Annotated in this window: 18 protein-coding genes and 2 tRNA genes; 18 read left to right on the top strand and 2 right to left on the bottom strand. The window is 60.1% G+C overall.

What is annotated here, in order from left to right; all coding sequences use genetic code 11:
• Positions 1–78: 78 nt before the first annotated feature.
• The 3 genes from dnaK (at position 79) to dapB (ending at position 4,056) form a co-directional block, all read left to right on the top strand.
• Positions 79–2,001, top strand: a complete 1,923-nt coding sequence (gene dnaK / locus BLT85_RS12525; protein ID WP_093395300.1) for a molecular chaperone DnaK — start codon at positions 79–81, stop codon at positions 1,999–2,001.
• 103 nt (positions 2,002–2,104) lie between these two features.
• On the top strand, positions 2,105–3,241 hold the full coding sequence (dnaJ, locus tag BLT85_RS12520; RefSeq protein ID WP_093395297.1) for a molecular chaperone DnaJ: 1,137 nt from the start codon (positions 2,105–2,107) through the stop codon (positions 3,239–3,241).
• A gap of 11 nt (positions 3,242–3,252) precedes the next feature.
• Positions 3,253–4,056 carry a 4-hydroxy-tetrahydrodipicolinate reductase gene (dapB, locus tag BLT85_RS12515; protein ID WP_093395294.1) on the top strand — a complete coding sequence of 268 codons (804 nt, stop codon included), beginning with the start codon at positions 3,253–3,255 and terminating at the stop codon, positions 4,054–4,056.
• A 59-nt stretch (positions 4,057–4,115) separates the two neighbouring features.
• Here the strand turns inward: dapB and BLT85_RS12510 are convergent, their stop codons facing one another.
• Complete coding sequence (locus BLT85_RS12510) at positions 4,116–4,877, bottom strand: hypothetical protein (protein WP_093395291.1); 762 nt, start codon at positions 4,875–4,877, stop codon at positions 4,116–4,118.
• 324 nt (positions 4,878–5,201) lie between these two features.
• Between BLT85_RS12510 and carA the strand changes: the two genes are divergently transcribed.
• Genes carA through BLT85_RS12490 form a run of 4 tightly spaced genes read left to right on the top strand, consistent with a single transcriptional unit; the run spans position 5,202 to position 10,473 of the window.
• Positions 5,202–6,338, top strand: coding sequence for a glutamine-hydrolyzing carbamoyl-phosphate synthase small subunit (gene carA, locus BLT85_RS12505; protein ID WP_093395288.1), 1,137 nt, complete (start codon positions 5,202–5,204; stop codon positions 6,336–6,338).
• Between the two features lie 24 nt (positions 6,339–6,362).
• Entirely contained in the window at positions 6,363–9,578 is a 3,216-nt protein-coding gene (gene carB / locus BLT85_RS12500) for a carbamoyl-phosphate synthase large subunit (protein WP_093395285.1), read from the top strand.
• A 2-nt stretch (positions 9,579–9,580) separates the two neighbouring features.
• A complete protein-coding gene (gene greA / locus BLT85_RS12495; protein WP_093395282.1) occupies positions 9,581–10,054 on the top strand; it encodes a transcription elongation factor GreA in 474 nt (157 codons plus the stop codon).
• Positions 10,051–10,473 (top strand): DUF4149 domain-containing protein, encoded by a 423-nt coding sequence (locus BLT85_RS12490; protein ID WP_331456721.1) that lies wholly within the window; start codon positions 10,051–10,053, stop codon positions 10,471–10,473. Before greA ends, BLT85_RS12490 begins: the two co-directional genes overlap by 4 nt.
• Positions 10,474–10,494: 21 nt before the next feature.
• Here the strand turns inward: BLT85_RS12490 and yhbY are convergent, their stop codons facing one another.
• Positions 10,495–10,809: a ribosome assembly RNA-binding protein YhbY gene (gene yhbY / locus BLT85_RS12485; protein WP_093395278.1), complete on the bottom strand. Its 315-nt coding sequence runs from the start codon at positions 10,807–10,809 to the stop codon at positions 10,495–10,497.
• A 79-nt stretch (positions 10,810–10,888) separates the two neighbouring features.
• Between yhbY and rlmE the strand changes: the two genes are divergently transcribed.
• From rlmE to infB, 11 genes are all read left to right on the top strand, one after another.
• Positions 10,889–11,509, top strand: a complete 621-nt coding sequence (gene rlmE / locus BLT85_RS12480; RefSeq protein ID WP_093395275.1) for a 23S rRNA (uridine(2552)-2'-O)-methyltransferase RlmE — start codon at positions 10,889–10,891, stop codon at positions 11,507–11,509.
• A 141-nt stretch (positions 11,510–11,650) separates the two neighbouring features.
• On the top strand, positions 11,651–13,597 hold the full coding sequence (gene ftsH / locus BLT85_RS12475) for an ATP-dependent zinc metalloprotease FtsH (protein WP_093397736.1): 1,947 nt from the start codon (positions 11,651–11,653) through the stop codon (positions 13,595–13,597).
• 5 nt (positions 13,598–13,602) lie between these two features.
• Complete coding sequence (gene folP / locus BLT85_RS12470; protein WP_093395272.1) at positions 13,603–14,454, top strand: dihydropteroate synthase; 852 nt, start codon at positions 13,603–13,605, stop codon at positions 14,452–14,454.
• Positions 14,455–14,484: 30 nt separating this feature from the next.
• Positions 14,485–15,831: a phosphoglucosamine mutase gene (gene glmM, locus BLT85_RS12465; RefSeq protein WP_093395268.1), complete on the top strand. Its 1,347-nt coding sequence runs from the start codon at positions 14,485–14,487 to the stop codon at positions 15,829–15,831.
• 66 nt (positions 15,832–15,897) lie between these two features.
• Positions 15,898–16,656, top strand: coding sequence for a triose-phosphate isomerase (gene tpiA / locus BLT85_RS12460; protein WP_093395265.1), 759 nt, complete (start codon positions 15,898–15,900; stop codon positions 16,654–16,656).
• The gene (gene secG, locus BLT85_RS12455; protein ID WP_093395262.1) at positions 16,656–17,042 is read left to right on the top strand and encodes a preprotein translocase subunit SecG; all 387 of its coding nucleotides are present in this window, start codon (positions 16,656–16,658) and stop codon (positions 17,040–17,042) included. The genes tpiA and secG overlap by 1 nt, the downstream gene beginning before the upstream one ends.
• Before the next feature lie 13 nt (positions 17,043–17,055).
• Positions 17,056–17,140: transfer RNA gene (locus BLT85_RS12450), tRNA-Leu, on the top strand.
• A gap of 101 nt (positions 17,141–17,241) precedes the next feature.
• Positions 17,242–17,318 (top strand) — tRNA-Met (locus BLT85_RS12445).
• Positions 17,319–17,432: 114 nt separating this feature from the next.
• Positions 17,433–17,888, top strand: coding sequence for a ribosome maturation factor RimP (gene rimP / locus BLT85_RS12440; RefSeq protein WP_093395260.1), 456 nt, complete (start codon positions 17,433–17,435; stop codon positions 17,886–17,888).
• Positions 17,889–17,939: 51 nt separating this feature from the next.
• A complete protein-coding gene (nusA, locus tag BLT85_RS12435) occupies positions 17,940–19,421 on the top strand; it encodes a transcription termination factor NusA (protein ID WP_093395258.1) in 1,482 nt (493 codons plus the stop codon).
• A gap of 60 nt (positions 19,422–19,481) precedes the next feature.
• The gene (gene infB, locus BLT85_RS12430; protein WP_093395256.1) at positions 19,482–21,998 is read left to right on the top strand and encodes a translation initiation factor IF-2; all 2,517 of its coding nucleotides are present in this window, start codon (positions 19,482–19,484) and stop codon (positions 21,996–21,998) included.
• Positions 21,999–22,018 lie beyond the last annotated feature (20 nt).

The following is a 22,018-nucleotide window of genomic DNA, read 5'->3' as shown; positions in this document are numbered from 1 at the left end:
AGTCGACCCAATCTAGGGTTCATCGTCAGTCAACTTCGCCGCCTACGCGTGCGGCAAACAGATTCGGAGAGTATGTAGATGGGCAAAATTATCGGTATTGACCTGGGGACCACCAATTCCTGCGTCGCTATCATGGAAAACGGCTCGGCCAAGGTGATCGAGAACGCCGAAGGCGCTCGCACCACTCCCTCGATCGTCGCCTACACCAAGGACGGCGAGACCCTGGTTGGCCAGTCAGCCAAGCGTCAGTCGGTGACCAATCCGCAGAACACACTGAACGCGGTCAAGCGTCTGATCGGTCGTCGGTTCGAGGAAGGTGTCGTACAGAAAGACATCAAGCTCGTGCCGTACAAGATCATCAAGGCCGACAACGGCGACGCCTGGGTTGAAGTGAAGGGTGAGAAGATGGCTCCTCCGCAGGTCTCTGCGGAAGTGCTGAAGAAGATGAAGAAGACCGCCGAAGACTATCTTGGCGAGCCGGTCACCGAGGCGGTAATCACTGTCCCGGCGTACTTCAACGACAGTCAGCGTCAAGCGACCAAAGACGCCGGCCGTATTGCCGGTCTCGACGTCAAGCGCATCATCAACGAGCCGACCGCGGCGGCGCTGGCCTATGGCATGGACAAGTCACGTGGTGACTCCACCATCGTGGTCTATGACCTGGGTGGCGGCACCTTCGACATCTCGGTGATCGAGATTGCCGAGGTGGATGGTGAGCACCAGTTTGAAGTATTGGCCACCAATGGGGACACCTTCCTGGGTGGTGAAGATTTCGACATGCGCCTGATCGACTATCTGGCGGACGAATTCAAGAAGGAGAATGGCGTTGATCTGCACAACGATCCGCTGGCGCTGCAGCGTCTGAAGGAAGCGGCGGAAAAGGCCAAGATCGAGCTGTCTTCGAGCAACCAGACCGACGTCAACCTGCCGTACATTACCGCCGACGCATCCGGTCCCAAGCACCTGAACGTCAAGGTGACCCGTGCCAAGCTGGAGTCGCTGGTCGAAGAACTGGTCAAGCGCAGCATCGAGCCGTGCCGCGTTGCGATGAAGGACGCGGGTCTGGACGTTTCCGATATCAACGAAGTGATTCTGGTCGGCGGGCAGACCCGCATGCCGCTGGTGCAGCGCACCGTGGCCGAGTTCTTCGGCAAGGAGCCGCGCAAGGACGTCAACCCGGATGAAGCGGTTGCCGTCGGCGCAGCGATTCAGGGTGCGGTACTGGCTGGCGACGTGAAGGACGTTCTGTTGCTGGACGTGACCCCGCTGTCGCTGGGTATCGAAACCATGGGTGGCGTGATGACTACTCTGATCGAGAAGAACACCACCATTCCGACCAAGAAGTCGCAGGTGTTCTCGACCGCTGACGACAACCAGACTGCCGTGACCATCCACGTACTGCAGGGTGAACGCAAGCAGGCGCAGCAGAACAAGTCGTTGGGTCGTTTCGACCTGGCGGACATTCCGCCAGCACAGCGTGGGGTCCCGCAGATCGAGGTCAGCTTCGACATCGATGCCAACGGTATCCTCAACGTGTCGGCCAAAGACAAGGCGACCGGCAAGCAGCAGTCGATCGTCATCAAGGCATCCTCTGGCCTGTCGGACGACGAGATCGACAAGATGGTGCGTGACGCCGAAGCCAATGCCGAGGAAGATCGCCGGTTTGAGGAGCTGGTCACCACCCGTAACCAGGGTGACCAACTGGTACATGCGACGCGCAAGACTCTGAAGGAAGCCGGTGACAAGGCGACCGAAGCCGAGAAGACTGCGATCGAGTCGGCGCTGGCTGACCTGGAGCAGGCGGTCAAGGGTGACGACAAGGCTGAAATCGAAGCCAAGATCAACGCTCTGTCCGAAGCTTCTGGCCCGCTGGTTCAGAAGATGTACGCCGATCAGGCCCAGGCCGCTCAAGGCAGCGAGGCTGGTGATGAGTCCGGCAAGGATGGCGGTGATGACGTGGTCGACGCCGAGTTCGAAGAAGTCAAGGACAACAACAAGTAAGTCCTTGGTGGTGGGCAACGGCAGTTGACTGCAGGCGACGCGGGAGCTACTCCCGCGTCGTCGTTTGTGCCCCGAGCCCCTGAAAGGGAAGGAAAGCGAGACGATGGCCAAGCGTGATTATTACGAAGTGCTGGGCGTAGAGCGCGGCGCAAGCGATGCCGAGCTGAAAAAAGCCTACCGGCGCCTGGCGATGAAATACCATCCGGACCGGAATCCGGATGACAAGGCAGCCGAAGACAGCTTCAAGGAAGCCAACGAAGCGTACGAGGTACTCACCGATCCGAACAAGCGGGCCGCCTACGATCAGTACGGCCACGCCGGGGTGGATCCGAATATGGGTGCCGGCGGCGCTGGCGGCTTCGGTGGTGCAAACTTCTCGGACATCTTTGGCGATGTCTTCGGCGATATTTTCGGGGGCGCGGGTGGCCGCGGCCGGTCCAGCGTGCAGCGTGGTAGCGATTTGCGTTACACGCTGGAGCTGGACCTCGAAGAAGCGGTGCGGGGCACCTCGGTGACCATTCGTGTACCGACGCTGGTGGCGTGCAAGACCTGTGAAGGCAGCGGTGCCAAGAAAGGCACTGCTCCGGTCACCTGTACGACCTGTGGTGGTCATGGTCAGGTGCGTATGCAGCAGGGCTTCTTCTCTGTGCAGCAGACCTGTCCGCGGTGTCACGGTACCGGCAAGATGATCGCCGACCCGTGCAATGATTGCCACGGTCATGGCCGCGTGGAAGAGCAGAAGACGCTGTCGGTCAAGGTGCCGGCTGGTGTCGACACTGGCGACCGCATCCGGCTGGCTGGCGAAGGCGAGGCTGGCGTCAACGGCGGGCCCGCCGGCGATCTGTATGTGGTGGTGTCGGTGCGCGAGCACAAGATATTCCAGCGTGACGGCAAGAATCTGTATTGTGAGGTGCCGATCAGCTTCGCTGATGCTGCTCTGGGTGGCGAGTTGGAAGTGCCCACGCTGGACGGTCGGGTAAAGTTGAAAATTCCGGACGGAGCGCAGACTGGAAAGCTGTTCCGCCTGCGCGGCAAGGGCGTCACGCCGGTGCGTGGCGGCTCGGCCGGCGACCTGCTTTGCCGGGTCGTCGTCGAGACGCCGGTCAACCTTACCAAGCGGCAGCGCGAGCTGTTCGAAGAGTTGCGCGAAACGCTAGAGGTCGAGGGTAGCAACCAGTCTCCTCGGGCCAAGAGCTGGTTCGAAGGGGTGAAGAACTTCTTTGAGGATATGAAATTTTGACCGGGGCTGACATGAGACGGATCGCAGTAATCGGCGCCGCTGGCCGCATGGGCAAGACTTTGATCGAAGCGGTCAATCACATGGAAGGCGCTGTGCTGGCGGCTGCCATCGAGCGTCCGGAGAGCTCCTTGCTCGGGGCTGATGCCGGTGAGCTGGCCGGCATCGGACGACTGGGCATTCCTGTGACTGGTAGCGTGGAGGAGGCGGTAGAGCAGTTCGACGTACTGATCGACTTTACCCACCCGACCACGACACTGGTCAACCTGGCGGTTTGTCGTGCGGCTGGCAAGGCGCTGGTCATCGGCACGACCGGCTTTACCGATGCGCAAAAGGATCTCATCAGCGAAGCGGCGAAGGATATTTCGATCGTATTCGCGCCTAACTTCAGCATTGGAGTGAACCTTTGCCTAAAGCTGCTGGACATGGCGGCGAAGGTCATGGGTGAGGAGTCCGATATTGAAGTCATCGAGGCGCATCACCGCCACAAGGTCGACGCCCCGTCGGGTACGGCGCTACGTATGGGTGAAGTGGTTGCCGATGCCTTGGGTCGCAAGCTGAGCGAAGTGGCGGTGTACGGTCGCGAAGGCCAGACCGGCGCGCGGGATCGGCAGACCATCGGCTTTGCCACGGTCCGTGCCGGCGATGTCGTTGGCGATCATACGGTACTGTTTGCCAGCGAAGGCGAGCGCGTGGAGATCACCCACAAGGCTTCGAGCAGGATGACGTTCGCGCGGGGTGCAGTGCGCTCGGCCATGTGGCTGGCAGATCAGGACAAGGGATTGTTCGATATGCAGGATGTCCTGGCGCTGCGCTAACAACCAGCGAAAGAAAAGCCGGCGTCGCAGACATTGCGGTCGCCGGCTTTTTTGTGAGGTCAGCTCGCGCCGAGAATCTGCTCGCGGGCCAGGCTGTCCAGGGTTTCGGTATTGCGCAGCAGGTAGAACGCGGCGATTGTCGGAACCCAGTCGGACGCGTAGTTCAGGAGGCGCGGCTGGATGAAGCTGTATTGCTTGTCCAGCTTGTTGAAGGTGCCGCTGAGGTCGGGAAACAGGCCGCGGAGCTGCACGGCGCGCGCCACGATGCGCTCATTCATGTTGGCGAACATATTGTCGCCGGCTTCGACGAAATACACCCCGACCGAGCTGAACATGTTGTTCTGATACAGCAGCAAGATCTGATGGGTCTCCAGGCTCTGCTGATGCAGGGCAAGCAGCTTCTCGGGTGCTTCGGTCGACAGTTCCTGATACAGCGCCGCAGCGAGCTTGTCCATCCGGCCATGCGCCTGCATGATCTGGTTGACGGTCGCCAGATGGTAGTGCGCTTCCTCGCCGCTCATGCCTTCGAGCTGACGGATCAGCGCAACGAACTCATCGTAGGCGGACTGCAGTTCGGTCGGGTTGCCTGCTTGGCGCAGCAACGCACTCATGCTGGCAAGGGCGTCATTGTAGGCTTCGCGATTGCCTGGTTCGCGCACCCGCTCGAACAGGTTGTTGTCGATCAACATGTAGGTGGCGGCAACGTAGCCTTCGCTACGAAATTCGTGGACGTGTTGCAGACGTTGTAGATCAGCATGGGCGAAGGGTGCCGCCATGCACAGCAATACGAGCACAAGGAAGCTTTTCAAGTGCGATCTCATGGTGATGTCCCTGACTACTTTTTGTTTTTGTTGTGCCGCTGCGAAAGGCGACCGCGACGCAGCTGCAATCCTTTTCATCTGCGGTTTTATCACAGTTATTATGCAGTTTGAAGCATTCGGATACGCCTTAGGACGGAACCAGCGGGAACACTCGGCTGACTCGCAGTGGATATTTGCAGGTCGAGCCGGTAAACTACCGCGCTAATCTTTCTACCCAGCGCATTTGACAATGCCTTGAAGCGGGATGAAGTGTTTCGTACACCTCATTCCCGCTTTTGTGCAGCCCGCGTTTAGCTAAAACGTGTCAGCCTTTCGGAGGTTTTCTTGTCCAAGCCAGCCATTCTCGCCCTTGCCGACGGTAGCATCTTCCGTGGTGAGGCCATCGGCGCCGACGGTCACACCGTTGGTGAGGTCGTGTTCAATACGGCCATGACCGGTTATCAGGAGATCCTGACCGATCCTTCCTATGCCCGACAGATCGTTACTCTGACCTATCCGCATATCGGTAACACAGGCACGACCGAAGATGATGCCGAGTCATGGAAGGTCTGGGCGGCCGGTCTCGTCATTCGTGATCTGCCACTGCTCGCAAGCAACTGGCGCAAGCAGCAGTCACTGACCGAGTACCTCGTGGCGAACGGAACCGTGGCCATTGCCGGGATCGACACCCGACGCCTGACCCGCATCCTGAGGGAAAAGGGCGCGCAAAACGGCTGCATCCTTGCAGGTGAAGGCGCCACCGAAGAAAAGGCGTTGGCCCTGGCTCGCGAGTTCCCTGGCCTGAAGGGCATGGACCTGGCCAAAGAGGTCAGCGTCAAGGAGCGCTACGAGTGGCGCTCGAGCCTATGGTGTCTGGACACCAACCGCCATGACGAGATTCCGGCCGAGCAGTTGCCGTATCACGTGGTGACGTTCGACTACGGCATCAAATACAACATCCTGCGGATGCTGGTGGCCCGCGGTTGCCGCGTGACGGTTCTGCCAGCGCAGTCCACGGCCAGCGAGGCTCTGGAGCTGAAGCCGGATGGCATTCTGCTGGCTAACGGACCCGGCGACCCGGCGCCGTGTGACTATGCGATTCGTGCGATTCAGGAACTGCTGGAAACCGACACGCCGATGTTCGGTATCTGTCTAGGCCATCAGTTGCTTGCCCTGGCCGCCGGCGCGCGTACGGTGAAGATGCCCAGCGGACATCATGGCGCCAACCATCCGGTGCAGGACACGAAGACCGGACAGGTCATGATTACCAGCCAGAACCATGGCTTCGCTGTTGAAGAGGCGACGTTGCCGGCCAGTGTTCGGGCGACGCACAAGTCCTTGTTCGACGGTACCCTGCAAGGCATTGAGATCGTCGGCAAGCCGGCCTTCAGCTTCCAGGGTCATCCCGAGGCCAGCCCGGGCCCACATGATGTCGCCCCGCTGTTCGATCGTTTCATCGAGGCAATGGCCAAGCGCCGCTGAGCTCCCAAGGATTCCAAGACGACTATGCCAAAACGTACAGACATTAAAAGCATTTTGATCCTCGGTGCCGGCCCCATCGTCATTGGCCAGGCATGCGAGTTCGATTACTCCGGCGCCCAGGCCTGCAAGGCCCTCAAGGAAGAAGGGTTCCGCGTCATCCTGGTCAACTCGAACCCGGCCACCATCATGACTGACCCGTCGATGGCGGACGCGACTTATATCGAGCCGATCAAGTGGCAGACCGTTGCCAAGATCATCGAGAAGGAGCGCCCTGATGCGGTGTTGCCGACCATGGGCGGCCAGACTGCACTGAACTGCGCGCTGGACCTCGAGCGTCACGGCGTGCTCGCCAAATACGGCGTGGAGATGATCGGTGCCAACGCCGACACCATCGACAAGGCCGAGGACCGTTCGCGGTTCGACAAGGCCATGAAGTCCATCGGCCTGGAATGCCCGCGCTCGGGTATCGCCCATGATATGAGCGAAGCCTATGGCGTGCTTGATCAGGTCGGCTTCCCGTGCATTATCCGCCCGTCTTTCACCATGGGTGGTACGGGTGGTGGTATCGCCTATAACCGCGAGGAATTCGAGGAAATCTGCAACCGCGGTCTGGATCTGTCGCCGACCAAGGAGCTGTTGATCGACGAATCGCTGATCGGTTGGAAAGAGTACGAGATGGAAGTTGTCCGTGACCGCAAGGACAACTGCATCATCGTTTGCGCCATCGAGAACTTCGATCCGATGGGCGTTCACACCGGCGACTCGATCACCGTTGCGCCGGCGCAGACACTGACCGACAAGGAATACCAGATCATGCGGAACGCCTCGCTGGCGGTGCTGCGTGAGATCGGTGTCGAAACCGGCGGCTCCAACGTGCAGTTCGGCATCAATCCGGTCGACGGCCGCATGGTGGTCATCGAGATGAACCCGCGTGTATCGCGTTCGTCCGCTCTGGCTTCCAAGGCCACCGGTTTCCCGATTGCCAAGATCGCAGCCAAGCTGGCTGTCGGTTATTCGCTGGACGAGCTGTCCAACGACATTACCGGCGGGCGGACTCCGGCCTCATTCGAGCCGGCGATCGACTACGTGGTGACCAAGATTCCGCGTTTTGCCTTCGAGAAATTCCCCAATGCCGACGCCCGTCTGACTACCCAGATGAAGTCGGTAGGCGAGGTCATGGCTATCGGCCGGACCTTCCAGGAATCGTTGCATAAGGCTCTGCGCGGCCTGGAGGTTGGCGCTTGCGGTTTCGATTCGCGCGTTGAGCTTGACGCCAGCGACGCCATGACCACGATCACTCGTGAACTGACCGTGCCTGGCGCAGATCGCATCTGGTACATCGGTGATGCGTTCCGTGCCGGCATGACCATGGAACAGATCTTCGAGCTGACGCGAATCGATCCCTGGTTCCTGGTGCAGATCGAAGATCTGATCAAGGACGAGCAGCGGGTCAAGACGCTCAGCCTCAGTGATATCGACTACGACCTGATGTACCGCCTGAAGCGCAAGGGCTTCTCCGACGCGCGCCTGGCGCATTTGCTCGCCGTCAGCGAGAAGAGCCTGCGCCGCTATCGGCACAAGCTCAATGTGCTACCGGTGTACAAGCGGGTGGATACCTGCTCGGCCGAATTCGCCACCGATACCGCTTACATGTACTCCACGTACGAGGAGGAGTGCGAGGCCAACCCGAGCGGCCGCGACAAGATCATGGTTCTGGGCGGTGGCCCGAACCGTATCGGTCAAGGCATCGAGTTCGACTACTGCTGCGTGCATGCAGCCCTGGCGATGCGCGAAGACGGCTATGAAACCATCATGGTCAACTGCAACCCGGAAACCGTGTCGACCGACTATGACACCTCGGACCGCCTGTACTTCGAGCCGGTTACCCTGGAAGACGTGCTGGAGATCGTTCGGGTTGAGCAGCCCAAGGGTGTCATCGTCCAGTACGGCGGGCAGACCCCGCTGAAGCTGTCGCGTGCGCTGGAGGAGGCCGGTGTGCCGATTATCGGTACCAGCCCCGAGGCGATTGACCGGGCAGAAGACCGTGAGCGGTTCCAGCAAATGGTCGAGCGGCTGAATCTGATCCAGCCAGCCAACGCGACCGTGCGCAGCGAAGAAGAGGCGGTGCGTGCAGCCAACAAGATCGGCTATCCGCTGGTCGTGCGTCCGTCTTACGTGCTGGGTGGCCGTGCGATGGAGATCGTGTATCAGGAAGACGAGCTCAAGCGCTACCTGCGCGACGCTGTGAAAGTCTCCAATGACAGTCCCGTATTGCTCGACCACTTTCTCAATTGCGCGATCGAGGTCGACATTGATGCGGTGTCTGACGGCAAGACCGTCGTCATCGGTGCAATCATGCAGCACATCGAGCAGGCAGGCGTGCACTCGGGCGACTCGGCCTGTTCATTGCCGCCTTATTCACTGCCGGCTGCGGTTCAGGACGAGATCCGCGAACAGGTGCGCAAGATGGCGCTCGAGCTGGGTGTGGTGGGCTTGATGAACGTGCAGATGGCGGTGCAGGGCGACACCATCTATGTGATCGAGGTCAACCCGCGTGCTTCGCGGACGGTGCCCTTCGTGTCGAAGTGCATCGGCCAGTCGCTCGCCAAGATCGCGGCTCGCGTCATGGCTGGAAAGACGTTGCAGGAGGTCGGTTTCACCGAAGAAGTAGTGCCGCCATACTTCAGCGTCAAGGAAGCCGTGTTCCCATTCGCCAAGTTCCCCGGCGTCGACCCGATCCTCGGCCCGGAAATGAAGTCCACTGGCGAAGTGATGGGCGTGGGCGACAGCTTCGCCGAAGCCTTTGCCAAATCGCAGGTGGGCGCTGGTGAGGTGCTGCCGACAGAGGGCTACGCGTTCCTCAGCGTGCGCGAGGACGACAAGCCGTTCGTCGTCGATGTGGCGCGCGACCTGATCGAGCTTGGGTTCGAAGTTGTCGCTACCAGCGGAACTGCGCGTGTGATCGAGGCGGCCGGGCTCAAGGTTCGCCGCGTCAACAAGGTTACCGAAGGGCGTCCGCATATCGTCGACATGATCAAGAACGACGAGGTGCGCCTGGTGATCAACACCACCGAAGGCCGCCAGTCGATCGCCGACTCGTACTCGATTCGTCGCAACGCCCTGCAGCACAAGGTCTATTCCACCACCACACTGGCTGGTGGACAGGCAATCTGCATGGCATTGAAATTCGGTCCTGAACGCGCGGTTCGCCGTCTTCAGGATCTGCACGCAGGAATCTGAACATGAAATATCCGATGACCAAGCAGGGCGCTCAGGCGCTCGAAGAAGAGCTCAAGCATCTGAAAACGGTGATGCGCCCGCAGATTACTCAGGCAATCGCCGAAGCGAGGGAGCTGGGCGACTTGAAGGAAAATGCCGAGTACCACGCTGCCCGCGAGCAGCAGGGCATGGTCGAGGCGCGCATCCGTGATATCGAAGGGCGCCTGGGCAATGCCCAGGTGATCGACGTGACTACGATCCCCCATACCGGCAAGGTTATTTTCGGCACGACGGTTGAAATCGCCAACGTCGATACCGACGAGGCAGTGGTCTACCAGCTCGTTGGCGAGGACGAGGCAGACATCAAGATCGGCAAGCTCAACGTTACATCGCCCATCGCCCGCGCGCTGATCGGCAAGGAAGAAGGCGATGTGGTAGCGGTTCAGACACCAGGTGGTGTGGTCGAGTACGAAATCGTCGAGGTGCGTCACCTGTGACTGCCTCTGCTCCGCTTACGGCGGTGCGTAGCGGCCGGGTAGCCTGGCAGCTGGCCCAGACGTTGTGGGTCGGCGGTGCCTGGATGCTGCATTTTGTCCTGTTGCCGGCACTCGAGCGGTTCGGACTGGCGCCGTTTCTCGTCGAGGAAATTGGCGGGTTCATGCGCCCGCTGGTCGCCTGTTTCGCCGGGATCTGTGCGTTGCTGCAGGCGTTGATATGCTGGAACGCGCTGGGTTCGCGCTGGTGGCGTGATAGCCGTGGCCAGGTGCTAGCGCTGGTATTGCTTTCGGCTGGGGTGCATCTCGTAGCCAGTTGGTGGCTGGCGGCCGATTATTGGGGGATGTTCAGCTTTCTGCTGCTGTGTTTTGCCGGCTTCGTGCTGGTGTTGCAGCCGCGTCCTGATGAGTCCGCCCACTAACCGGGCGGACTCTCTCGACCATCACAGGTCCTTGTAGCGAACCAGGTTCGAAAGGTTGGGATTGGCCTTCTTGTTGCGTCGCAACAGGATCGCCATCTTGCCGATAACCTGCACCAGCTCGGCTTTGGTCTGCTTGCAGATCTCTTCGATCAGCGCCTGCTTGGTCTCCCGGTCGGCGACGCTGAGGCGAATTTTGATCAGTTCATGATCATTCAGCGCCCGCTCGATCTCGGCCAGCACACCTTCGCTGGCTCCTTGTTCACTGACCAACACCACTGGCTTCAAATGGTGGCCAATACGTTTGTAGGCTTTCTTCTGTTCAGAGCTGAGCGCCATAATGGATGTATGCGTTCCCGTTCGATGGAGTGATGGCGATAGTTTAACTGGCGGCAAGGCCCGCTGCACGAGGTAATCCGTGGCACGATCCAAGACCAGCAAGGGCTGGCTGAAAGAACATTTCGACGATCAATACGTCAAGCAGGCGCAGAAGGACGGTTACCGTTCCCGGGCCAGCTACAAGCTTCTGGAGATTCAGGAGAAAGACCGCCTGCTGCGCCCGGGCATGACGGTGCTGGATCTTGGCGCAGCTCCCGGCGGGTGGTCGCAGGTGGCCAGTCGTCTGATTGGCGAGAAAGGCCGGATCATCGCCTCGGACATTTTGCCGATGGACAGCATTGCCGACGTGACCTTTATCGAGGGTGACTTTACCGACGATGCCGTGTTCGAAGCCATCCTTGCATCGATCGACGGTCAGCCGGTCGACCTTGTAATTTCCGATATGGCCCCAAATATGAGTGGTACGCCCGCAATCGATCAGCCGCGCGCGATGTATCTTTGCGAGCTGGCGCTGGACATGGCGTCTCGGACGTTGCGCCCGGGCGGAGATTTCCTCATCAAGGTCTTCCATGGTGAAGGCTTCGACGAGTATTTCCGGCAGATCAGGGATCAATTCGACAAGCTGGTGACTCGAAAGCCAGGAGCTTCCAGGGATCGCTCCCGCGAAACCTATTTGCTGGCTCGCGGTTTCAAGCGATAGGTCGCGCGACACAGGGCGTTACAGAGGCGAATCTGCCGCCCCACTGGAAACTGGTGTAAGGTACAACGTGTCATATTTCTATGATTTCAGTCAGGCTCAGTCGTCCAGGCGGCGAAGCAAGAGGGTAGCAATTTGAACGACATGGCGAAGAACCTCATCCTGTGGTTGATCATTGCCGCCGTGCTGGTCACGGTCATGAACAACTTCAGCAGTCCCGCTGAGCCCAACACTCTCAACTACACGCAGTTCCTCGAGTTGGTCGAGGATCGTCAGGTTGAGCGCGTCACCGTTGATGGCTATGAAATTACCGGCCGCCGTCGCGACGGCACCACCTTCACGACCATCCGTCCTGCCATTCAGGACAGCGGCCTCATCGGTGATCTGCTCGAAAACGAAGTGATCATCGAAGGCAAGCAACCAGAGCAGCAGAGCATCTGGACCCAGCTGTTGATCGCCAGCTTCCCGATTCTGATCATCATCGCTATCTTCATGTTCTTCATGCGCCAGATGCAGGGCGGCGGTGGCGGGCGTGGTGGTCCGATGAGCTTCGGCAAAAGCAAGGCACGGATGTTGTCGGAAGACCAGGTCAAGACCACCTTCGCCGACGTCGCCGGGTGCGACGAGGCCAAGGAAGAGGTCAGCGAGCTGGTCGACTTCCTGCGCGACCCGGGCAAATTCCAGCGTCTCGGCGGCCATATTCCGCGCGGCGTACTGATGGTTGGTCAGCCCGGTACCGGTAAGACGTTGCTCGCCAAGGCAGTTGCTGGCGAAGCCAAGGTGCCGTTCTTCACCATCTCCGGCTCGGACTTCGTCGAAATGTTCGTCGGTGTCGGCGCCAGCCGCGTCCGCGACATGTTCGAGCAGGCCAAGAAGCACGCTCCGTGCATCATCTTCATCGACGAGATCGATGCTGTCGGCCGCCATCGTGGGGCCGGCATGGGCGGCGGTCATGATGAACGCGAGCAGACGCTTAACCAGTTGCTGGTCGAAATGGACGGTTTCGAGGCAAACGACGGCATCATCGTCATTGCCGCTACCAACCGTCCGGACGTGCTGGATCCCGCATTGCTACGGCCTGGTCGCTTCGACCGTCAGGTGGTGGTCGGTTTGCCTGATATTCGCGGTCGTGAGCAAATCCTCAAGGTGCACATGCGCAAGGTGCCGTTGGGTGACGATGTCGTGCCTGGCAATATTGCCCGAGGCACCCCCGGTTTCTCCGGTGCCGATTTGGCTAACCTGGTCAACGAGGCATCGCTGTTCGCCGCCCGCGCCGGGAAGCGCCTGGTCGAGATGAACGAGTTCGAAATGGCCAAGGACAAGATCATGATGGGCGCCGAGCGCAAATCCATGGTCATGTCGGACAAGGAGAAGCTCAACACTGCTTACCATGAGTCCGGCCACGCCATCGTGGGGCGGCTGGTCCCCGAGCATGATCCGGTCTACAAGGTGTCGATCATTCCGCGCGGCCGTGCGCTGGGTGTGACCATGTTTCTCCCTGAAGAGGATCGCTACAGCCTGTCGAAGCGTGCCCTCAACAGCCAGATCTGTTCGCTGTTCGGAGGTCGTATCGCCGAGGAAATGACGCTTGGCTTCGAAGGCGTCACCACGGGTGCGTCGAATGACATCCAGCGGGCCACCCAGTTGGCACGAAATATGGTGACCAAGTGGGGCCTGTCGGAGAAGCTCGGTCCGCTGATGTACGGTGAGGACGAAAATGAGGGTTACCTCGGTCGGGCAGGCGGTGGTCAGAACGGCAACATCTCCGGCGAAACGGCGAAGATGATTGACCAGGAAGTTCGCAGCATCATTGATGATTGCTACACCACCGCGCGGCGACTGCTGGAAGAGAACCGCGACAAGCTCGATCTGATGGCCGAAGCGCTGATGAAGTACGAGACGATCGATACTGAGCAGATCAACGACATCATGTCCGGCAGGCCGCCTCGTGAGCCGAAGGGATGGAACGGCGACGATCGTCAGGGTCCGGGCGCAGCTGTGCAGGCCGAAGATCCGGCAGACGAGCCGCGGCCGGGCCGTGACAAGCCCGCTGATGGCGGGGTAATCGGCGGACCAGCCGGAGAACACTGACCTCCATGCAGTCCGCTCCAATAAGCTCCCGGTTGCCATGCGGCAGCCGGGAGCTTGATCTTTCCAGGGCCCATGTCATGGGCATCCTGAACGTCACTCCCGACTCGTTCTCCGACGGCGGTCGCTACGACCGGCTGGAGGCAGCCCTGCGCCATGTGGAACACATGTGCACAGCTGGCGCGGCGATGATCGATGTCGGCGGCGAGTCCACACGACCCGGCGCCGCTTCGGTATCCACTCAACAGGAGCTCGATCGTGTCGTCCCTGTGGTCGAGGCGATCGCGGCACGGTTCGACGTGATCGTTTCGGTCGACACGAGCACCCCCGAGGTCATGACCGAAGCCGCTGCGGCAGGTGCGGGGCTGATCAATGACATCCGCGCACTGCGGCGCAATGACGCCATGGAGGCTGCTGCTGGCTCGGGTCTGCCGGTTTGCATCATGCACATGCAGGGCGAGCCGGCAACGATGCAGGCCGCACCGGTTTACCAGTCGGTGCTCGACGAGGTCAGTGCCTTTCTCGAAGAACGAATAGCAGCCTGTGAAGCAGCTGGCATCGCTCGCTCCCGTATCGTTCTGGACCCCGGGTTTGGTTTCGGCAAGTCCCTCAACCACAATCTGCAGTTGTTTGCCGGAATCGAAACGCTGCGTCCCCCAGGTTTGCCGATACTTGTCGGCGTATCGCGCAAGAGCATGATCGGCCAGGTGCTCGATCGTCCGGTCGAGCAGCGACTACACGGAAGCGTGGCGCTCGCTGCGCTGGCGGTCGCCAAAGGGGCTAAAATTATCCGCGCACACGACGTTGCCGAAACGGTCGACGCAGTGCGTATGATCGAAGCGGTGCTGTCCGCCCGCTAACCACCACAGCAACAGTTACAGGACAGCGAAATGGAAAAGCGCTATTTCGGTACCGACGGCATACGAGGCCGCGTCGGGCAATATCCCATTACTCCGGATTTCATGCTCAAGCTCGGCTGGGCGGTCGGCATGGCATTCAAGCGACACGGACAGTGCCGCGTATTGATCGGCAAGGACACGCGTATCTCCGGCTACATGTTCGAATCGGCGCTGGAAGCCGGCTTGTCCGCCGCTGGCGCTCAGGTTCAATTGCTCGGTCCGATGCCGACGCCGGCGATCGCTTACCTCACACGCACATTCCAGGCCGACGCGGGCATCGTCATAAGCGCTTCGCACAATCCGTTCTACGACAACGGCATCAAGTTCTTCTCGGTGGATGGCAGCAAGCTGCCGGATGATCTCGAGCTGGAAATCGAGCGTCTGGTCGAGGCCCCCATGGTGCTGGTCGGCTCCGATGAGCTGGGCAAGGTCGCTCGAGTCGAAGACGCTTCCGGGCGTTACATCGAGTATTGCAAAAGCAGCGTACCCACCAGCACCCGGTTCCGCGAGTTCCGCCTGGTACTCGATTGCGCCCACGGTGCGACGTACAAAGTGGCGCCGAACGTGTTCCGCGAACTCGGAGCGGAGGTCGATGTCATAGGCGCTCAGCCGGATGGACTGAATATCAATGCCGAGGTCGGCTCCACCGACTTGCGAGCGTTGAGTCGGCGGGTGGTCGACACCGGTGCCGATCTGGGTATCGCATTCGATGGTGACGGGGACCGGGTCATGATGGTCGACTGCCATGGTATCGAGGTCGACGGAGATGAGCTGGTTTACGTCATCGCTCGTGATATGCAGGAGCGCGGCCTGCTCTCCGGCGGCGTGGTTGGAACCCTCATGAGCAACCTTGGTCTCGAGCTGGGCCTGCGCGAGCTGGGGATCGAATTTGTTCGGGCCAAGGTCGGCGACCGCTACGTGATGTCCGATTTGCGCGAGCGGGGCTGGCTGATAGGTGGTGAGTCCTCGGGGCACATCCTCTGCCTCAACCATACTTCCACCGGGGATGGCATTATCGCCGCGCTGCAGGTGCTCAAAGCTTTGCAGCGTTCAGGGCTGCGTCTGGATCAAGCATGTCAGCGCATGCAGAAATGTCCGCAGAAGCTGATCAACGTGCGCTACCAGAAGGGCACGCAATCGCCCTTGGCGGATCCCCGGTTGCAGCAGGCCGTGAGTGACACCGAGGCGCGCCTGGGCGATACGGGGCGGGTGCTGCTGCGCCTGTCCGGAACCGAGCCGGTCATCCGGGTGATGGTCGAAGGGCAAGATTCGGAGCAGGTCTGCAAGGAGGCAGAAGGGCTGGCTGACCAGGTCCGCGAGCTGTTTGCGGCGACCTGAAAAAGTCATTGTTTCACTTGGGCAACTTGGTTAACATTGGCGCCCGCTTGGGCTGAGAGGTTAGGCATGCGACGTTTGCTGGTCGCGGGAAACTGGAAAATGTATGGGACGCGCCAGTCAGTGGAGTCCCTGCTCGCTGGGTTGAACCAGCAGGAATGGCCGGAACACGTCGATCTGATGATCGCTCCTCCAGCACTGTTCATCCAGCAATGTCGTGAGGCGCTCGAACGTTCGCCGATACGCCTGGCCGGGCAAAGTTGCGCAGCTCAGGCCGAGCCTGGCGCGCTGACCGGCGAAATATCCCCAGCTCAGTTGCGAGACGCTGGCTGCGAGTATGTGTTGGTGGGCCACTCGGAGCGGCGCACTCTTTTCGGTGAGACCGACGAGCAAGTGCGGCAGAAGTTTGCCGCTGCGCTGGCGTGTGGCTTGAGGCCGGTCCTTTGCGTCGGCGAAACTCGCAAGCAGCGCGACGCCGGCGAGACCGCGGATATTGTGGGGCGTCAGCTTCAGATCGTGCTAGACGCGTTCGGAGTGGGTGGCCTGGCACAGGGAGTAGTCGCTTATGAGCCTGTCTGGGCCATAGGTACCGGATTGACCGCGACGCCCGAGCAGGCTCAGGAAGTCCATGGTATGATCCGCGCCCGACTGGCGATGCTCGATGATGAGCAGGCTCAGTGTGTGCAGATTGTTTACGGTGGCAGTGTCAAGGCGGATAACGCCGACGCCCTGTTTGCCATGCCGGATATCGATGGGGGGCTGGTTGGTGGAGCCTCTCTGAACGCAGATGATTTTGGCGCGATCGCTCGCGCCGCAGGACGAGTGTAATGATCGAAACCGTAGTCGTGGTAGTGCACCTGTTGGTGGCGATTGCCCTGGTTGGCCTGGTGCTGATGCAGCAGGGCAAGGGTGCCGACGCTGGCGCATCCTTCGGCTCCGGTGCGTCTGGCACGGTTTTCGGCAGTCAGGGCTCGGCTACCTTTCTGAGCCGCTTGACAGCCGTGCTGGCGACTGTATTCTTTCTGACTTCGTTGGGCCTGGCCTACTACGCCAGTCACCAGGCGACTCAGGTTCGTGATGCCGGTCTACCTGATCCGGCTTTGCGAAGCGCACCGGTAGCTCCGGCTGCACCGGTGGTCAGCGAAGATGTACCTGTTCTTGAAGAGCAGGCTCCTCAGGCGCCTTTGACGGACGATGTACCTGCCGTCGAGTAAGCCTCACAGTTTTGCGGAAGTGGTGGAATTGGTAGACACGCTATCTTGAGGGGGTAGTGCCTCCGGGTGTATGGGTTCGAGTCCCATCTTCCGCACCAATCAGACAGGGCCTGCCTCGTGCAGGCCCTGCTTTTTTTCGGGCCAGTATGCCGGTTGTCTTGTTTGACAGCGGGGCGTATAATTCATGCCCTAGATTCGACGCGGGGTGGAGCAGTCTGGTAGCTCGTCGGGCTCATAACCCGAAGGTCGTAGGTTCAAATCCTGCCCCCGCAACCAGTCAAGGCCCCTTTTCAGGGGCTTTTTGTTAGCTGTCTGGACTCCATCGGAGTGGCCAGAACCAGGATGGGCTTTAGGCCCATTTTTTATTCATGCAATGAAAGGACGGTGAACTTGTCCGGCAAAGTATCCGAGTTGGAGGCCTTGTTGGCCCCGATTGTCGAGGCTTTGGGCTATCGTTGTTGGGGTATCGAGTATTTGTCCCAGGGGCGACACACGTTGCTGCGGGTGTATATCGATCATCCGGAAGGCATCAGTGTGGAAGCCTGTGCCGCGGTCAGTCGCCAAGCCAGCGCTGTGCTCGATGTCGAAGATCCGATTTCAGGTGACTACACCTTGGAAGTATCTTCTCCGGGGATGGACCGTCCACTATTTACGCTTGAGCAGTTCGCCGAAAGCACGGGTGAGCAGGTCAAGATCAAGTTGCGTGCCCCTTACGAGGGGCGACGGAATTTTCAGGGTGTCATACGCGGTGTAGAAGGCGACGAAGTTGTGCTGCAGGTTGAGGATCATGAGTACCTCCTGCCCATCGACTCGATCGACAAGAGCAATATCATCCCGCGGTTTTGAGCATAGTTGGGCTCCAGTGGCCCCAATGGATGGCGTTAGGCGAGGCATACGATGAGCAAAGAAGTGCTGCTGGTTGTGGAATCCGTTTCCAACGAGAAGGGCGTACCGCCCGGGGTGATTTTCGAAGCCCTGGAACTGGCGTTGGCTACGGCCACCAAGAAGCGCTACGAAGACGAAGTCGACGTTCATGTGGTGATCAACCGCAGCACCGGCGCCTATGACACCTTCCGCCGCTGGACTGTGGTGCGCGATGAGGACTTCGAAGAACCCGACATGCAGTTGACGCTGGACCAGGCGCAGGCCCGGGACGAGTCGCTGAAGTACGGGGATGTCATCGAAGAGAAAGTCGACTCGGTCGAGTTCGGTCGGATCGCTGCGCAGATTGCCAAACAGGTCATCGTGCAGAAGGTTCGTGAAGCGGAGCGCGCGCAAGTCGTCGACGCGTACCGCGATCGGCTCGGGGAAATTATCAGCGGTACGGTAAAGAAGGTTACCCGGGACAGCGTCATCGTCGATCTGGGTAATAACGCCGAAGCGGTGTTGCCGCGTGAAGAAATGATCCCGCGCGAGACCTTCCGTACTGGTACCCGCATTCGCGCGCTGCTCAAGGATATTCGCACCGAGAACCGCGGTCCGCAGTTGGTGCTGTCACGCAGCTGCCCGGAAATGATTATCGAGTTGTTCCGCATCGAAGTGCCTGAAATCGCCGAAGAGCTCATCGAAGTCATGGGCGCGGCGCGTGATCCGGGTTCGCGGGCCAAGATCGCGGTCCGCTCCAAGGACAAGCGCATCGATCCCCAGGGTGCCTGCATCGGCATGCGCGGATCTCGCGTACAGGCCGTCTCAGGTGAGCTCGGTGGCGAGCGCGTCGACATCGTGCTGTGGGACGACAATCTGGCTCAGTTCGTCATCAACGCAATGGCGCCGGCCGAAGTCGCGTCGATCATCCTCGACGAGGACACGCACACGATCGATATAGCTGTAGCCGAAGACAATCTGGCGCAGGCTATCGGGCGCAGTGGCCAGAACGTCCGCCTGGCCAGTCAGCTGACTGGCTGGACGCTCAACGTAATGACCGAAGAGGCGATTCGCGAGAAGCAGGAAGCCGAAACCGGCGACATCCTGCGCAACTTCGTCGACGAGCTGGACGTAGACGAGGAGCTGGCGCAGATGCTTGTCGAGGAAGGTTTTACCTCCCTCGAAGAGATCGCGTATGTGCCGATGGAAGAAATGCTGGATATCGATGGCTTTGACGAGGATATCGTCAATGAGCTGAGGGCGCGGGCCAAGGATCGCTTGCTGACCAAGGCCATCGCCAACGAAGAGAAACTCGAGCAGGCCCAGCCAGCTGATGACCTGCTCAACATGGAAGGTATGGATCGTGCGCTGGCTTTCCAGCTCGCTGCCAAAGGGGTGGTGACGATGGAAGACCTGGCAGAGCAATCGGTCGATGACCTGCTCGAAATCGAAGGTATGGACGAAGCGCGTGCCGGCGAGCTGATCATGGCTGCCCGGGCGCCCTGGTTTGAATAACCGGTCGGCGAGCTACACCACGCTGCGGAAACGCACGGACCCGACTGAGGAGAGAAGTGAATGGCGGAAGTGACGGTCAAAGAATTGGCTCAGGTGGTAGGCACTCCGGTTGAGCGCCTGCTGCAACAAATGCAGGAAGCCGGATTGAAGCAAACCAGTCCCGAGCAGCCGGTCTCGGACGACGAGAAGCAGGCGCTGCTGGCCTATCTGAAGAGCGCTCATGGCGACTCGGCCGGAGAGCCGCGCAAGATCACACTCAAGCGCAAGACCATGAGTACCCTCAAGGTCGCTGGCAGCAAGACGGTCAACGTCGAGGTCCGCAAGAAGCGTACCTACGTCAAGCGCGATCAAGCCGATACGGAAGCCGAGCGGCAGAAGGAGCTCGAGGAATTGCGTCTGGCCGAGGAAGCTCGGGTTGCCGCAGAGGCCGAGGCGCGCCGTCAGGCCGAAGAGTCTGCCCGTCAGGCGGAAGAAGCCCAGCGCAAGGCTGCTGAGGAGCAGGCCGCTGCAGCTTCGGCTGAACCAGTCGCGTCTGCTGCGGTCACTCCTGAGCCGGCGGTTGTTTCTGAACCGGTCGTGGCTCCGGCCCCGCCGCCTTCCGAGCATCCGAAGAAGAAAGAAGAACATCGCCGCAAGCCCACGCGAGCGGAAGACGAGGACGAGCGTAATCGTCGTCGTGCCGGTGGTGGGAAAGACAAGGCCCGGACCGCGCCTCGCGTCACTGAAGAAGACGAAAGCATGGCGCGCCGTCGCGGCGGCGGTGGCAAGCTCAAGGCGCACAAAAAACGTAACCAGCACGGCTTCGAAAAGCCGACAGGACCGATAGTGCGAGAAGTAGTCATTGGTGAGACGATCACGGTTGCCGAACTGGCGCAGAAGATGTCGGTGAAAGCGGCCGAGGTCATCAAGTACATGTTCAAGAGCGGCAACATGGTGACCATCAACCAGGTGCTGGATCAGGACACTGCTACCATCATCGCGGAAGACATGGGCCACAAGGTCAAGCAGGTTCGCGAGAGCGCGGTTGAAGATGCGCTGGTCGAGTCCATGCAGCACGAAGGCGAGGAAGTCAGTCGCGCCCCGGTGGTGACCGTGATGGGTCACGTCGATCATGGTAAAACGTCGCTCCTCGACTTCATTCGTCGGGCCAAGGTTGCCTCCGGCGAAGCGGGCGGTATCACCCAGCATATCGGCGCATACCACGTCGAAACCGATCGTGGCATGGTCACTTTCCTGGATACCCCTGGCCACGCCGCGTTTACCGCGATGCGTGCCCGTGGTGCGAAGGCTACCGATATCGTCATTCTGGTGGTGGCGGCGGATGACGGCGTCATGCCGCAGACCGAAGAAGCTGTTCAGCATGCCAAGGCTGCGGGCGTCCCGCTGGTCGTGGCCGTGAACAAGATCGACAAGGAAGACGCTGATCCGGACCGCATCAAGAACGACCTGGCCGCACGCGACGTGATCCCGGAAGAGTGGGGCGGCGATACCCAGTTTGTGCACGTGTCTGCAAAAGTCGGGACCGGCATCGACGAACTGCTCGAAGCAGTTCTGCTCCAGGCCGAGGTTCTCGAACTCAAGGCGCAGCCTTCGGCCCCCGGTCGCGGCGTTGTGGTTGAATCACGTCTGGACAAGGGCCGCGGTCCGGTAGCAACCGTACTGGTACAGAACGGCACGCTTCGCCAGGGCGATATCGTCCTCGCTGGCGTGAACTACGGCCGCGTGCGGGCGATGTACGACGAGAACGGCGTACAGATCAAGCAAGCCGGCCCCTCGATTCCTATCGAGATTCTCGGTCTGGACGGTACTCCTGATGCGGGCGACGAACTCACCGTCGTCACGGACGAGAAGAAGGCGCGCGAGATTGCACTGTTCCGGCAGGGCAAGTTCCGCGAGATCAAGCTCGCTCGTCAGCAGTCGGCCAAGCTCGAGAACATGTTCGACAACATGGGCCAGGGTGAGAAGAAGACGCTCAACATTGTTATCAAAGCGGACGTGCGCGGCTCGCTCGAGGCGCTGCAAGGCTCTCTGTCCGATCTGGGCAACGATGAAGTGCAGGTCAAGATCGTCTCGGGTGGCGTAGGTGGCATCACCGAAACCGACGCGAACCTGGCACTGGCTTCGAATGCGGTCATCTTTGGTTTCAACGTCCGCGCTGATGCCACTGCACGCAAGATCATCGAGAACGAAGGCCTCGACCTGCGTTACTACAGCGTGATCTACGAGATCATCGACGACGTCAAAAAGGCGCTCTCCGGTATGCTCGGCAGCGATGTTCGCGAGCAGATCCTCGGGGTGGCCGAAGTGCGCGATGTGTTCCGTTCGCCGAAGTTCGGTGCCGTCGCCGGCTGTATGGTTATCGAAGGCACCGTCTATCGCAACCGCCCGATCCGTGTGCTGCGTGAAGACGTGGTGGTCTACGAAGGCGAGCTCGAGTCGCTGCGTCGCTTCAAGGACGACGTCGGTGAGGTACGCAACGGCATGGAATGCGGTATCGGCGTGAAGAACTACAACGACGTACGGGTCGGCGACCGGATCGAAGTGTTCGAACGCGTCCAGGTAGCGCGTACCCTGTAATACAAGCCGGAAGCTGAACG

The sequence above is a fragment of the Halopseudomonas xinjiangensis genome (genome assembly GCF_900104945.1).
In the GTDB taxonomy this organism is placed as follows: Bacteria; Pseudomonadota; Gammaproteobacteria; order Pseudomonadales; family Pseudomonadaceae; genus Halopseudomonas; species Halopseudomonas xinjiangensis.
Note: the sequence above shows the minus strand (reverse complement) of the source record. Positions and strands in the feature narration are given on the sequence as shown.